The 13,944-nt window shown below is 58.8% G+C and carries 11 protein-coding genes; 9 read left to right on the top strand and 2 right to left on the bottom strand.

The genetic code is table 11. From position 1 onward, the window contains the following. The first annotated feature begins 14 nt into the window (after positions 1–14). Positions 15–980 (top strand): LysR family transcriptional regulator, encoded by a 966-nt coding sequence (locus tag G3N97_RS04470; protein WP_205992114.1) that lies wholly within the window; start codon positions 15–17, stop codon positions 978–980. A 321-nt stretch (positions 981–1,301) separates the two neighbouring features. Here G3N97_RS04470 and G3N97_RS40105 read toward each other — a convergent pair whose 3' ends face one another. Beyond that, positions 1,302–1,637, bottom strand: coding sequence for a hypothetical protein (locus tag G3N97_RS40105; protein ID WP_346778017.1), 336 nt, complete (start codon positions 1,635–1,637; stop codon positions 1,302–1,304). Between the two features lie 7 nt (positions 1,638–1,644). Between G3N97_RS40105 and G3N97_RS04465 the strand changes: the two genes are divergently transcribed. From G3N97_RS04465 to G3N97_RS04430, 8 genes are all read left to right on the top strand, one after another. After that, positions 1,645–3,612 carry a TonB-dependent siderophore receptor gene (locus G3N97_RS04465; protein WP_346778016.1) on the top strand — a complete coding sequence of 656 codons (1,968 nt, stop codon included), beginning with the start codon at positions 1,645–1,647 and terminating at the stop codon, positions 3,610–3,612. 293 nt (positions 3,613–3,905) lie between these two features. Continuing rightward, the gene (locus tag G3N97_RS04460; RefSeq protein ID WP_205992111.1) at positions 3,906–4,415 is read left to right on the top strand and encodes a sigma-70 family RNA polymerase sigma factor; all 510 of its coding nucleotides are present in this window, start codon (positions 3,906–3,908) and stop codon (positions 4,413–4,415) included. Positions 4,416–4,446: 31 nt separating this feature from the next. Next, positions 4,447–5,472, top strand: coding sequence for a FecR domain-containing protein (locus G3N97_RS04455; protein WP_205992109.1), 1,026 nt, complete (start codon positions 4,447–4,449; stop codon positions 5,470–5,472). A 182-nt stretch (positions 5,473–5,654) separates the two neighbouring features. Next, positions 5,655–8,144 carry a TonB-dependent receptor gene (locus G3N97_RS04450; protein WP_241030379.1) on the top strand — a complete coding sequence of 830 codons (2,490 nt, stop codon included), beginning with the start codon at positions 5,655–5,657 and terminating at the stop codon, positions 8,142–8,144. 252 nt (positions 8,145–8,396) lie between these two features. Then, entirely contained in the window at positions 8,397–8,780 is a 384-nt protein-coding gene (locus tag G3N97_RS04445) for a nuclear transport factor 2 family protein (RefSeq protein WP_205992107.1), read from the top strand. A 491-nt stretch (positions 8,781–9,271) separates the two neighbouring features. After that, a complete protein-coding gene (locus tag G3N97_RS04440; protein WP_205992105.1) occupies positions 9,272–10,177 on the top strand; it encodes a hypothetical protein in 906 nt (301 codons plus the stop codon). A 95-nt stretch (positions 10,178–10,272) separates the two neighbouring features. Beyond that, on the top strand, positions 10,273–12,111 hold the full coding sequence (locus tag G3N97_RS04435; RefSeq protein ID WP_205992103.1) for a type II CAAX endopeptidase family protein: 1,839 nt from the start codon (positions 10,273–10,275) through the stop codon (positions 12,109–12,111). Between the two features lie 376 nt (positions 12,112–12,487). After that, positions 12,488–13,057 (top strand): GNAT family protein, encoded by a 570-nt coding sequence (locus tag G3N97_RS04430; protein ID WP_205992102.1) that lies wholly within the window; start codon positions 12,488–12,490, stop codon positions 13,055–13,057. 165 nt (positions 13,058–13,222) lie between these two features. On the opposite strand, the gene G3N97_RS04425 is transcribed toward G3N97_RS04430, so the two are convergent. Continuing rightward, positions 13,223–13,858, bottom strand: a complete 636-nt coding sequence (locus tag G3N97_RS04425) for a LysE family translocator (protein WP_205992101.1) — start codon at positions 13,856–13,858, stop codon at positions 13,223–13,225. Positions 13,859–13,944 lie beyond the last annotated feature (86 nt).

The following is a 13,944-nucleotide window of genomic DNA, read 5'->3' as shown; positions in this document are numbered from 1 at the left end:
TGGACAAGCGGAACGTGTCTTTCAGCATCGAAGAAGTTACCCGGCGCCTCAATACGCGCCTGAAAATGCGTCACCTCGTGCTGCTGCTGCAGATCCGCCAGCACGGATCGCTGACCCGCGTGGCCGAGCACATGGCCACGAGCCAGCCCGCCGTCACCAATGCGCTGGCCGAAATGGAGAGCATGTTCGGCGCGCCGCTGTTCGACCGTTCCCCGCGCGGCATGACGCCCACGCCGCTCGGCAACGTCGTGCTGGCGCGCGCCCAGGCCATGCTGCACGATCTCGACCACCTCGCGCGCGACATCGAGGCCGTGCATTCCGGCCACGCCGCGCGTCTGCACGTGGGCGTGATCCCGTTCATTTCGGGGCGCACGCTTTCTTCGGCGATCCGGCTCGCGCAGTCGCGCCTGCCGCAGCGCGTGACCATGACGATCCACGAAGGCACCAGCGACGCGCTGCTGCCGCAACTGCGCGATCACACGCTCGATATCGTGATTGGCCGCGCGTCGGCGACCGTCGACGTCGCGCAATTGCGCTTCGAAGTGCTGCATCAGCAGACGCCGCGTCTGATCGCGAGCCGCCGTCTGGCCGCGCGGCTCGCGCGCAGCAAGGCGAACTGGCAGAAGCTCGCGGAACTCGACTGGATTCTGGGCGCGCCCAACACGCCCATCCGCGAGCAGATCGACGACCTGTTCCTGCACGCGGGCGTCTCGCCGCCGGTGCCGATCGTCGAGAGCTATACGTCGCGCCTGATCGGCGAAATGATCGTGGCCAACGACGACGCCGTGTCGATCGTGCCCGCCGATATCGCCGAGGAGCTCGTGCATATCGCGGGCGTGGCGATCGTGCCCTACACCTTCGACTGGACGCTGCCGCCGATCGCGCTGTTCACGCGCGTGGGCGTGCCGCGCGAGGTCGATACCGTGTTCGGGCAAGCGCTGCACGAGCGTTATCTCGAAGTGGAGCGGGCGCGGCGCTGAAATTCGCTCGCTGAATTTCGCTCGCCGGTTGCGGACAGGGCGCGGTGCGAACCGCGCCCTTTCTGTTTCTGCGTCTAATTTTCTTCTTCAACCGCGATCCGGTTCGCAACGTCGCGAGGTGCGGCTCGCGTCGGCGTGCGTTCGCGCTGCATGCGCGTGGTCTTCTTCGCCGGGGACGGAACGTAATAATAATGAAAGAAATCAAATAGTTGCGGCCGCACAACACCGTTTGTCAATGCACAATGGCTAATTGATAATGCGACCCGTTCTCATTGAGTGCACGGCTCGTTATCAAACGTAATGGAGCTCGAGCACGCGTCATCACCGCGCCACCAACGCGCCACCCTTACGCAGAATGAAAAAAAATACGGCATCGTCTTCCGGGGTCACATCGTCTTCGCTTCGTCCGTCCGCGCTTTTCCTTTGCCGCTCGCCGATTTCGCTGGCCGCGCTGAGCCTCGTCAGCACCGCGTTCGCGGTCCTGCCGCAAGTTAGCGTCGCCCAGACGGCTCCGGCTGCCGCAGCGGTTTCCGCTTCCGCAACCGATGCGACGACCGGCGCCAGCGCGTCGGCGACCGGCGCATCGAGCAATGCGTCCACCCAGACGCTGCCGACCGTCAAGGTCTCGGCATCGGCCGCGGACGACGCGCTGCGCACGGACCGCGTGAGCGCCGGCGCGCTCGGCACGGCCAAGCAGGTCGACACACCGTTCTCGACCGACGTGAAGTCGAGCGAAGACATCAAGGATCTGCGCGCGACCAGCATCAACGACGTGTTCAAGTACGACCCGGCGGTTTCCATCGTCGGCGACAGCAAGACCGGCGAGAACTCGACGTTCAGCATTCGCGGCATCCAGCTCGACCAGTTGAACGGCAACAAGATCGACGGCCAGAGCTTCGCGGGCTGGGACATGAACCTGCCGCTCGAAGCGTTCGAGCAGGTCCAGTTGCTGAAGGGCCTCAGCGGTTTCATGTACGGTTTCAGCGCGCCGGGCGGCATCGTCAACTACGTGCTCAAGCGTCCGACCGACGATCCGTATCACGCCTTCACGTTCGGCTATCAGTCGGCGGGCGTATTCACCGAAAGCGTCGATCTGGGCGGACGTTTCGGCAACGACAACCGCTTCGGTTATCGACTGAATGCGGCCAACGAAGACGGCAACACGGCCGAATCGAATGGTCACATCCGTCGCCAGATGGCGTCGCTCGCGCTCGACTTCCGCATCACGCCGGATCTCACGTTGACCGCGGACGCGCTCTATCAGAAGACCAAGCAGAACGGCACGCTGTTCGACATCATGATTTACGGTGCCGATTCCGCGATTCCCGATGCGAGCCGCGTGACGCGCAGCCTCAGCCAGCCGCAAAACTGGTACGAAACGGAATCGACGTCGGTGGGCACCGGTCTGCAATACCGCATTTCGGACGACTGGAAAGCGAGCGTCAATTACCGCTTTTCGAAGCTCAATCGTTATAACAACGACAGCCTGCTGTGGGTCAACGACGCCCAGGGCGATTATTCGAATACGCTTTACACCGCGCTCACGCGTTACTTCTATTCGGACGTAACCGCGATGGTGCAAGGCAAATTCTCGACCGGCTTCATCAAGCACAATGTGGCGCTCGGCGCGGAATATGCGTCGCAAACCGCCGAATACGACAACGAGCCCGGCGGCCTGTCCGGCGGTTATTCGCTCGGCAGCGGCAATATCTACACGCCGATCACGCTGACGAATCCGGACGTGTCGTTCAACGAGCAGATGTATCGCGAGAACACCACGACGCAGGCCGCGCTGTTCGCCAGCGACACGATGCAGTTCACCGACCGTTTGTCGGCGCTCGTGGGCGTGCGGTACACGCGCTATCGTCAGGACGTGTACAACGTCGATCAGAGCTACGCCTCGCAGTACAGCCAGAACCCGGTTACGCCGACTGGCGCGATCATGTTCAAGACCGATGCGTATTCGACGGCTTATGTGAGCTATGTCGAATCGCTCGAACAAGGCGGCGCGGCTTCGACGTTCAACACGAACTATCCTCAGGTCTACGGTCCGCTGCGCAGCAAGCAGTATGAAGTCGGCTTCAAGACGGATCACCAGCGCTGGGGCGGCAACGTCGCGCTGTTCCGTATCGACCGTGGCTACGACTACACGAACACGGCCAACGTGTACGTGCAGGACGGCACCGAGCGTTACATGGGCATCGACGCCAGCGCCTGGGTCTCGCCGGTTCGCGACTGGCGCCTGATGGCGGGCGTGCTCGCGCTGAACGCCAAGGGCGTGGGCATCGACGACGCGAGCGTGAACGGCAAGCGCATTTACGGCACGCCGCGCTTCCAGGCCACGGCGCGCGTCGAATACTCGCCGCACTTCGTGCACGGCCTGACGCTCGACGCGGGCGTGAAGTACACCGGCAATATGGCGCTCAACGCCGCGAATCAGTTCATCGTGCCGTCCTATACGACGGTCGATATCGGCGCGAAATACGACACGGAAATCGCAGGCAAGAGCGTGGTGTTCCGCGCGGGCGTCAGCAATCTGTTCGACAAGCGTTACTGGACGACCGGTTACGGCTACTACGTGCTGCCGGGCGCCGTGCGGACATTCATCGCCAACGCCACCGTCGAATTCTGATCGTCAGCGTGCCGACGTCCGGCACGCGTCACTCGACCCGGGACCTCCTCCTGCGCGGAACGTTTGCGTTCTGTTTCGCGCAGGAGGAGGTCTTTGCGTTACTGGCGGTCGCTTTGCCTGAATTGCTTTGAATCGCTTCATATTCCGCCGGGTGATCGACTATCTGGCGACTTGATTTTGCTATTCACCGAGTTTTTCAAAACGCTTGCGCCCTTTCGCCCTGGCAGTTTATTATTGCGAATAATTCTCATTAACATGACAGTATAGCGCCTTCGATGGGAGGCCGGTTCCGCATGGCTTCCAACGAAATGCCCTTGCATGAAGACGTCCAGGCACTCTACAGCGAGCATCATGGCTGGCTGTTCGGGTGGCTGCGCAAGCGCGCCGAAAATCGTTGGGACGCCGCCGATATCGCTCAGGACACCTTTGTCAGTGTGATCACGGCGGGCACCGCGTCGGAAATTATCCAGCCTCGGCCCTTTCTCATCACCATCGCTCGACGGCTGATGGCCCATCGTCATCGGCATCAACTGCTCGAAACCAGCTACCTGGAAATGCTTGCGGCGATGCCCGAGGAACTTGCGCCTTCGCCGGAAGTGCTGGCGCTGGCGCTCGAAGCGCTCAAGCAGATCGACGATGCGCTGGCCGGTCTGCCGCCGAAGGTGCGAGAGGCCTTCCTGCTGGCCCACCTGGAAGAACTGAGCTACGCGGAGATCGCCGCGCGATTGAAGGTGTCCACCAGTTCGGTCAAGCAATATCTGACTCGCGCCAACCGCCAATGTCTTTTCGCATTGGCAGCGTGATTATTTAAAGCCGCTCTTTAAAGTGACTCGTATGCCTCGCATCGCTCACTCACCTACGGTCCCGCTGGCAGGCGGTCTGCCGATCAGCGAAGCCGTTGCCGATGAAGCGGCGAAATGGATCACCTTGCTGATGTCCGGCGAAGCGACGCCGGAGGACCTCGCGCGCCTGCAGGCGTGGCGCGCGGCGCAACCGGATCACGAGCGCGCGTGGAAGCATATTGAAGCGGTCAGCGGCCGCCTGAAGGTGCTGGACACGCCGGCAGCGTATCAATCGCTTTCGCCCTATTCGGGCGTCAAGACGCCGGGCCGTCGGCGCGTCGTCAACGTGCTGGTCTGGGGCGGCGTAATCGGCGTGGGCGGCGTGAGCGGCGCGCTGGTCACGCGCACGACGACCTGGCAGAGCAAGATGGCCGACTATCGCACGGCGACCGGCGAGCAGCGCACGATCGCGCTCAACGACGGCTCGCGGATTCTGTTGAATACGAACAGCGCCATCGATGTGCGCTTCGATTCGCAACGCCGCGTCGTGCGCCTGATCGCGGGCGAAATGATGATCGTCACGGGCCATGCGCTGGTGAACGGCGTCGCCGATGCGCGCCCCTTCGTCGTCGAAACGGGAGAAGGACAGATTCGCGCTTTGGGTACGCGCTTCACCGTGCGGCAGGGCGACGATCAGACGGAGGTTGCCGTGCTGCAAAGCGCGGTCGAAGTGCAGCCCTTTGCGGCGCCTGCCAATCGACGGATCGTTCACGCCGGTGAACGCGCAACGTTCACGCGAAACGATATCGGCGGCGCCTCGCCGCTACTCGAACAGGATTCGGCGTGGGCACGCGGACAGATCATTGCCGATGCGATGCGCCTCCAGGACTTCCTGAAGGAACTGGCCCGTTATCGATCCGGCGTCGTGCGTTGCGATCCCCGCGTGGCCAATCTCCGCTTCTCCGGCGTGTTCCCGCTCGAGAACACCGATCGCATTCTGGATACGCTTCCCACCGTGCTGCCGGTTCGAGTCGGCCGACTGACCCGCTATTGGGTCACGGTGGAAGCCGCGTCCTGATCTCGGCTTTTGGCGCGTCGTCAGCCGATATTCATTGACGACGACGCCATCCCACTCGCCCGTATTCAGCGCCGATTTCAGCACGCCTTCAAAAAAATTCGAAAATTTTCTGCCCGATTTCGTTTCTCGCGGCACCTATCCCATGAGGACTTTATTTTTAACTTCCAGATCATGGGGAAATCATGTCGAGCGACGGGCGCCAGCTATTTACTTGCAGGGATCAATCGGGAGGCGAATTGAGGACGCCGGCTTTGCGGCCGCTCACGCATGCTGTTGCCGTCGCCATCTGCGCCATCGCGCTCACCGGTGTGACCGCCGCCGAGGCCGCTGAACCGACCGCAACGCAGACGGCGTCCCCGAACGAGCAAACCTACGATATCCCGGCCGGTCCGCTGGCCACCACGCTTCGAAATTTCGCCAGCTCCGCGAATCTGCTGCTGACATTTACGCCGGAGCAAACCAGCGGCAAAACGTCGAACGGCATCCACGGCCGTTATACGCAGCACGCCGCGTTTGCGGCCCTGCTTTCGGGCACGGGACTCGCAGCCGTTCAACTCGCAAACGGCGCGTGGGTTCTGCAGCCCTCGCCAACGCAAACGTCGGATAGCGCAGCGAACGGCGGCACACTCCCCACAATGTCGGTCAAAGGCCAGGCATATAACCCCGATGCACCGCTGCCCGCTTATGCAGGAGGCCAGGTGGCAAGCGGCGGACAGGTCGGCATGCTCGGTCAAAAAGACCTGATGGATACGCCCTTCAGCACCACCGGTTATACCCAAAAGAAAATTGCCGACGAACAGGCCCGCAGTATTGCCGATGTCCTGTTCGCCAACGATCCTTCGGTACGTGCATCGATTGGAGCGAGTAACCGTTATGACGCATTCACGATTCGCGGACTGCGCGTCGCGAACAGTGATGTCGCGTTAAATGGACTCTATGGGCTCGTTCCCAACTGGCGTGTGGGCATCGACTCGGTGGAGCGCATCGATATTCTTAAAGGCCCCGGCGCATTTCTCTACGGCATGGCGCCAGGTGGCGGAGTCGGCGGCAACGTGAATATCGTGACGAAGCGTGCAGGCGATGATCCGCTCACAGAATTGACGACCGATTATTCGTCCGATGCGGTATTTGGCGGGCACGTCGATATCGGCAGACGGTATGGCGATCGCAAACAATTCGGTGTGCGTTTCAACGCGTCGCTCGACGGCGGCTCGACGCCATATGATGGTGAATCGACGCGCAGCGGCGACGTGTCGCTCGGCCTCGATTATCGAGGCGACCGCTTCCGTCTGTCCGGCGATTTCATCTATCAAAACGACCATACCCATGCACAGGAACGTGGCTACGCAATCACGCCCGGCATTGCCGTTCCGGCTGCACCGGATCCACGTACGAATCTCAGTCAGTCATACGATTTTTCCAACTCGCAAAGCACAACGGGCATGGTGCGTGGCGAATATGACCTGACCCATAACGTCACGGTATTCGCGGCAATTGGCGCCAATACGTTTCACTTCGACAAGCGCGAAACAAACGGCGGCACGATTCTGAACGATGCGGGCGACGTCAAAATCACTTCTAATGCCTTCCAGAAAGGCCAATATGACACGGTGACGGGTGAGGTCGGCGTGCGCGGCCGCTTTTCGACCGGCCCGATCGATCACGAAGTGACGCTGAGTGCGAACGCGTTAAACCAGGTCTACAAACTTGGGCAAACCTCTTACGCGGATTACGTCAGCAATATCTACTCGCCGGTTCGCGTCTCGACCGCAGTTACCTCGTCGTACCCGGAATCGAAAGCCACCGATCTGACGATGAGCAGCATCGCGCTCGCGGATACGCTGTCGTGGCACGATGACCTCGTTCAACTCACGCTCGGCGGACGCGAGCAGCATGTCGATTCAAAGAGCTACTCGAGTACCACAGGGCAAGTCACGCGCCAATACAATGACGGCGTTTTCACGCCCGCTATTGCGCTGGTGATCAGGCCGGTCCAGCAATTTTCTTTCTACGCGAATTATGTTGAAGGACTGACGCCCGGTCCGACGCCGCCTTCGACCGCGGTGAACTCCGGCGATGTGTTCGCGCCGTTCAAATCGAAACAGTACGAAATTGGGACCAAATTCGATTTTGGACGTGTCGGCTTCGGCGTTAGCGCGTTTCAGATCGAGGTGCCGAACGGCATCACCGATCCGACCACACACATCTACAGTTTGAACGGCGAGCAGCGCAATCGTGGTCTTGAATTGACCACTTATGGCGAAATCACGCGACGCGTTCGACTGCTGGGTGGCATCACGTTCTTCGATGCTCGCCAGACTCATACGGCCGGTGGAGCGACCGATGGAAAGTTCGCGATCGGCGTGCCGAAAACCCAGGTGACGCTGGGTACCGAGTGGGATGTGCCTTATATCAATGGCCTGACTTTGACGTCCCGGGTTATCTATACCGGCAGTACGTTTGTCGACGCAGCGAATCAACAGTCGGTTCCCTCGTGGACGAGGCTGGATCTCGGCGCCCGATACGCGACGAAAGCCGGCAATATTCCGCTCGTCTTTCGCGGCACGGTGACGAATGCGCTCAATCATCGTTATTGGGAAGCCAATCCCTCGGGATATGTGATCGGCGCAGCGCCGTTGATGGCATGGCTTTCTGTGACAGCTGACTTCTGACGCGGAGTTGTAGTGGAAACGCTCGGGCTTGCGTCGTGGTTGGTTGTCTGCGCTTTTTCCTATCGCCGCGTTTGACGATGTGAAGCCTTGGCGCAGATAAGCAGTGCATCCCGCTCGCGATTGTTCGGCGAGGGGGATGCCTGGCCGGCAGCGGTCGTTCGATATCGCGTTTATGATCGGCAACAATCGCTTAGGCCAAACCTCGCTCGCCCATTAGCGGGACGTTTATGAACTTCCGTTCGGAGGCAAACCATGAACGATCAAGCCATCGTCGACGCACTGAATGCACACTGGCAGGCGTCGGCGGACGGCGACCTGGAAGCGGAGCACCAGATCTACACCGACGACGCAATCTGCGACTACCCGCAATCCGGCGAGCGCATCATCGGCCGGGTGAATCTGCAGGCACTACGCGATGCACATCCCGCCCGGCCATCGGGCTTCGATGTGAGACGAATGCAAGGCAACGGCGACCTGTGGATTACCGAGTACACGATTACGTACAACGATCGCGACGCCTTGACCGTCAGCATCATGGAATTCCGCAACGGCAAGGTCGTGCACGAAACCCAGTATTTTTCCGAGCCGTTCGATGCGCCGGCCTGGCGCAGTCAATGGGTGCAGAAAATGTCGTGATAGGGACGCGGCGCCAGCGTTGAATTCGTGAATGAAGAAGCGTGCGCGTTTCGTTCAATCGCTCGTGGCTAGACGGGTTCAATCGTCAAAAACCATTCATGACCGCACCGTGTTGCACTCCGCCAGTCGGCCTAGTTCAACACCGCCTGAATTAATGCGAATTGCATTAATCTCCCGCTGCCATTAGCGGTCGACTAGCTGTTGCTGCTCGCGGCATTGTTGAAAGCAAGCCCGCTCACGAAAGTCACAAACAAAAAACTCAATCAATCAAATACTTAGGTATTGATCGAACAAGTTATGCCGATTGAATTCTAAATATTCTGAAAGCTATGCCGATATTAATAATACAAATAGGTAAGACTTCGGAGAGCGCATCGTCTCTTACATTGCCGGCTGAGACGTCGAAACCTTGAGCGAGCGAGTCGAAGAGGTCGTACTTCTTCTGCAAACCCAACGGTCGACTGGCGGAGCTAGATGCTTCAGGAGAAAGCGTGATTTCAAATCTCACGGGTGCCAAAGACGTCTCCAGTTTGACGTCCAACTCGTCCTATCAAACGACCTCGCCAGAGGCTTCGGTGCCCGGCAGCGCGAATTCATCCGTGCCCGCGACAAACGCTTCCGCTTCAACGTCCGCCCAGGACAGCGCGGTTTCTATCAGCGGTCAGGCAATCATGCTGTCGCGTCTGTTTATGACGTCCAGTTCAAGCGCGACGCCCTATCTAACCGAGTTGTCCAAGTCGACGATGGCGGCCGATCCAGTCGACTTCCTGACGCAAGACGACCGGGATTTCCTCTCGAGCGTCTATTCATACGCCCAGTCGCAAGGTGTCGACTTGCGATATGTCGATGACCTCGCAACCGATATGGGCATGTATCGGAAGTTCGGCAGCGCGCAAATCAGCTCCAACTCCCCTGGCGCAAGTTTCAACGAAGAAGGGCAAGCACTAACGTATAGCTTTACGCCGGATGACTCCGCATCGGCCAGCAATATACTGAGCGGCCAGTCGATTCGCAGCACGCAATTCGACAAGGGGTTCCTGAACTTCGAGCTTGACCCCGGGTTCTCCTTTAATCACACGGCCAATTTTTCATTCCTTCAGCGCATGGTCGAGCATTTCTCAAATGCTGGATCGAGTGACAGTGCGCCTCTCGCTTCAACGTTCTCGGCCTACACACCGAACGGCCAGAACAATTTTGTCGTAACCACCGCATCGGAAGTCACGCTCGTCATTCCGAAAACCAGCACGGATAACCATGCATCCACTGTCACCGCGGCGATCAGGCGAATAAACGGCGGCACCGATCAATCCTCCTTCAGCCCGACGTCGTTAAAACAAAGTCTCGCAACAACCTTGCTCGACGCGTTTCTTGCGTTGCACCGAAAGAAAACGTCCTGACGCTGCCAGACGAGTGCCGAAACGAGGCGCGACCGCCCTGCCCTGAAAATTGCCATAGCGGTCGCTACGATTCTGCCGCCCAGAAAAATCAAAACATGAATTACACCGTCCGCTATCTATTGTTCTCGCTGATCTTCGTCGTGGGATGGCTCTCAAACGGCATCGCCGCACACGCTCAGGCAGTCGCTCCCACCTCAATTCCGATCGACACGCTCCACTCTCCCACCAAGGCAGCGGATCTGGTGCAAAAGAATGCGCAAGCATCGTATGAGCACACACTCACGGCCTACCGAAATGCGCTCGTTGCGCACCCGAAGGACACGGAACTCGCCGTCGCGCAGTGCACCTTCATCCTGCAATTCAGTTCTAACGACGACCTGCCATGGGCCGAAGCCGCTTCCACTGATTACGATGCATGCCTTTCAATGCTCGAGAAACAATTCCCCTCACAACCGGAGGCGACGCTTTTCATTCTCGAGCACAGCTATGGCGACAAGGTAATTAAATATGGCACGCCCTATCTCGCGAAATCCGCTGCCTGGTCAGCCGTGCAGCAGGCACGTCTGCATGCAAGCCTCTCGCGTGCCTATACAACGCAAAAGAAAATCAAACAAGCCGGCGAGGAAGCGGTCACTGCCGCAAAGCTGGATCCCACCAACATGCAGGTAACGGAAGCGATACGGTATCTGGCCAGTTCGGGCCACACGGATGCAGCCATCTCGCTCCTGACGAGCTCGCCGGTTCCGAAAAGCGAGTGGCAAGAGATCGGCCGAATTAACCTGGCCACTGACCTGCTTCCGGGAAAGGCCGCGCTTAACGAATTGCATCGTGCACAAGCCGCTGGACTGCAAATAGCTGCGTACACGGTTGCACGCGTACTGGAGCATTCTGGAGACTCCGCCGGCGCACAAGCTGTCCTCGACAAAGCTTCCGTCGCTTCGATCAAAACGCCGCAATACACGCAGCTAAGACTCGATGTAGCGTACGACAACCATAATGCAGCGCAAGTCGCCGAAATCCTGCTTGATCAATACAAGACGAGCGGCCATGCGGCGGCACTCATCTCGGCTCAACTCCATCTACTCAGCCTCAAACCTTCATACCTGTTTCGTGGCGACCTGTTTCCGCTCACAGCCGCTATCCTCATGTCGGCATTATTCACGATCTGCTTGCCCGGTTTAATTCTCTTTCCCGCGCATTATCGTGGAGTCGTCAGGCAACGCATAGGAAAGCCGTCAACGCCGATCTTCTCCACGCTGGGAATGAGACATGCATGGCTTGCGCTCGCCGTGTTTATACTTTCGCTCTATTTTGGTGGCGCGCTACGTTCCGGGACCGTCACGCTGACGCCCAACGTTCCGGGCGTTTCCCACGTCGACTGGGAAACTCGCGTAGCGGTAACTCATATGTGGAGCTTGCTGTTCGCAACCATTGGGCTTGCGTGGATAGCCAGGCGACAAAGTGCCCGGGAATGGACTGGATATGGCACGTGGAATAAACGCTGGTTTATCGCCCCTGTCCTGTTCGTCGCCGTCGACGTCGTGGGCACACTGTGGCGAGTGCACAGGCACGCTACCGGCTGGTTAGGTCAGGACTGGCAGGTCGGACTTGTCCACGGCGCCCATGCTATCGGCGGACTACCCCTGACGTTACTGGTTGTCTGCGTTGCGGTCCCGGTAATCGAGGAATTCGTGTTTCGCGGCTGCCTGTTAGGCGGTCTGTCACGCCACATCAGCTTCGGATGGGCGAATATCATCCAGGCAGCCGTTTTCGCCGCGATGCACTATAACGCGAAGACGTTCTGGTATCTCTTCGTACTAGCCATCATCGCCGGGACATTGGCAAAGCAAACCCGAGGTCTGCTGATCTCCATTCTGATGCATGCGGCAGTCAACATGATTTTTGTCTGGATGGTTCTGCAAGCTCGTGGTTAGCGCTGGTCCGATGGTGCAGTTCGTGAGTTAATCGTCGAGGCGATCGCTTGCGTCACGCGGAGGCCGAGCGACGTGCTGACGCAAGCGGGCCGAAAACGGCCTGGAGAGAATTCACCAAAAGCAATATCAACAGCGTTGGCCGCGCGTAACGATCGTGCCAAGCTGAAATGCTCACCGAGCGGAACGACCTCTGCGATGTAGCGCGACCGTCCCCTTTAGTTTCAACTCGGCCGAACGCGTTACTTCGATACCGCATCGGCTCATTTGAAACGCATCAGTCGGTTGCCGACCAATTTCGATCATTCGACATCGCTTTCCAGATCGTCGACAATCATCGCTGAACAGCCATCGTTCTGTTTCTACTGGAACCGTCTCCATGCAGCCTGTCCTGTTAGATCTACCTGATACGATTTACACCGAGCGACTCGTCATTCGCGCTCCTCGACAGGGTGACGGCCAGCAAGTCTTCGAGGCGACTGTTGAATCACTGGAAGCGTTACGCGCGTTTCCAGCGTCTTTGCCGTGGGCGATGGAGGATCCCTCCGTTGAAGCCTCGGAAACCTTTTGCCGGATTGGCGCGTCGAACTTCATCGCGCGTCGCGATTTTCCTTTTCTCTTCCTGCTGCGCGATTCCGGTGAATTGGTCGGATGTGGTGGACTTCATAACCCACGCTGGAGAGCCGGCACGTTCGAGGCCGGCTGGTGGGGGCGAACCGCCTGGACTAAACAAGGCTTAATCAGCGAAGCCGTTAGCGCAATCGCCGATCTCGCCTTCACCGCGTTCGCGGCCCATCGCGTGGAAGCTTTCACCGACGATCTGAACCCGAATGCATGGCGATTGTGTGAGCGAATCGGCATGACGCTTGAAGGCGTTCTACGCAATTCGCGAGTGGAACCTGACGGGACGCTACGTAATACGCGGGTTTATTCACAGATTCGACAATAGTCTGGATCTGCGGGAGCGGGCCGAACGCGGCCACTGGCCTTTGGTTCCGGTTGCCTGATGGCTGCTGGAATTGTGGTTCTCACCAATACCGCGATCGCGTGCTGTCTAGAGCGTGACAGGTGCCCTGTTGATGGCTGCGAAGTGGACGAGCCGACCCAACACGCTCTAAGCGCGTCTATATACACTGAGTATCAAACGCAATCCGAGCGCAGCGATTGCAGTCGATGCGCAACGGTCGATCCAGACCTTTGAATTCAGGTAGCGGTTTCGAAGTCCCTGACCGGAAAAACAGACTGCCACTGTAGCGTACCACCCAGCCTCTACAGCAAAGACGAGCGGAGGCAGCGCAACGTAGCACCACGACGGCGGATGCTGCGGCAATAAGGCCGCGAAAATACTTCCGTAAACAATGGCGGTTTTGGGGTTGGTCAGCTGAGTGGTCAATCCAGTCCAGAATGATCGACCCAGACTTGGCCCAGCAGCATCTCCACTACGGTCAATCACAATAGCCTCCGATGAACCGCGCCAGATCTTCAGGGCGAGATACAACAGATAAGCGCCCCCGGCCATCTTCAGTCCGCTATATAGCCATTCCACGCTGTTCAAAAGTGTATAGAGGCCCGCCAGCGCGACACCACTGAAGCAGACTCCCCCAAGGCCCATACCGATTGCGGTGGCAAGTCCGTCACGCCGTGACAATCCCAGCGAACTTCTGACAACGAGGATAAAGCTTGGTCCCGGGCTTATCGCGCCGAGCAGAAGTGCCGTGAGTATGGCGACGAGCGCCGACGAGACATTCATGGAGCCTCCGTAAGCCGAAAAAGGATCGGAAGCCCATATTGTGTGGGCTAGACTCTCTGATAAGCTAGCGCACAGTTCGACAACGA

The organism is Paraburkholderia sp. Ac-20347 (assembly GCF_017104805.1).
Taxonomy (GTDB): Bacteria; Pseudomonadota; Gammaproteobacteria; order Burkholderiales; family Burkholderiaceae; genus Paraburkholderia; species Paraburkholderia tropica.
This window is presented reverse-complemented; position numbering and strand designations above follow the sequence as displayed.

Excerpts from the sequence above, each read along its gene's own strand:
- G3N97_RS04445 (WP_205992107.1), top strand. The coding sequence starts at position 8,397 with ATGAACGATCAAGCCATCGTCGACGCACTGAATGCACACTGGCAGGCG.
- G3N97_RS04435 (WP_205992103.1), top strand. The coding sequence starts at position 10,273 with ATGAATTACACCGTCCGCTATCTATTGTTCTCGCTGATCTTCGTCGTG.
- G3N97_RS04450 (WP_241030379.1), top strand. The coding sequence starts at position 5,655 with ATGTCGAGCGACGGGCGCCAGCTATTTACTTGCAGGGATCAATCGGGA.
- G3N97_RS04430 (WP_205992102.1), top strand. The coding sequence starts at position 12,488 with ATGCAGCCTGTCCTGTTAGATCTACCTGATACGATTTACACCGAGCGA.
- G3N97_RS04425 (WP_205992101.1), bottom strand. The coding sequence starts at position 13,858 with ATGAATGTCTCGTCGGCGCTCGTCGCCATACTCACGGCACTTCTGCTC.
- G3N97_RS04460 (WP_205992111.1), top strand. The coding sequence starts at position 3,906 with ATGGCTTCCAACGAAATGCCCTTGCATGAAGACGTCCAGGCACTCTAC.
- G3N97_RS04455 (WP_205992109.1), top strand. The coding sequence starts at position 4,447 with ATGCCTCGCATCGCTCACTCACCTACGGTCCCGCTGGCAGGCGGTCTG.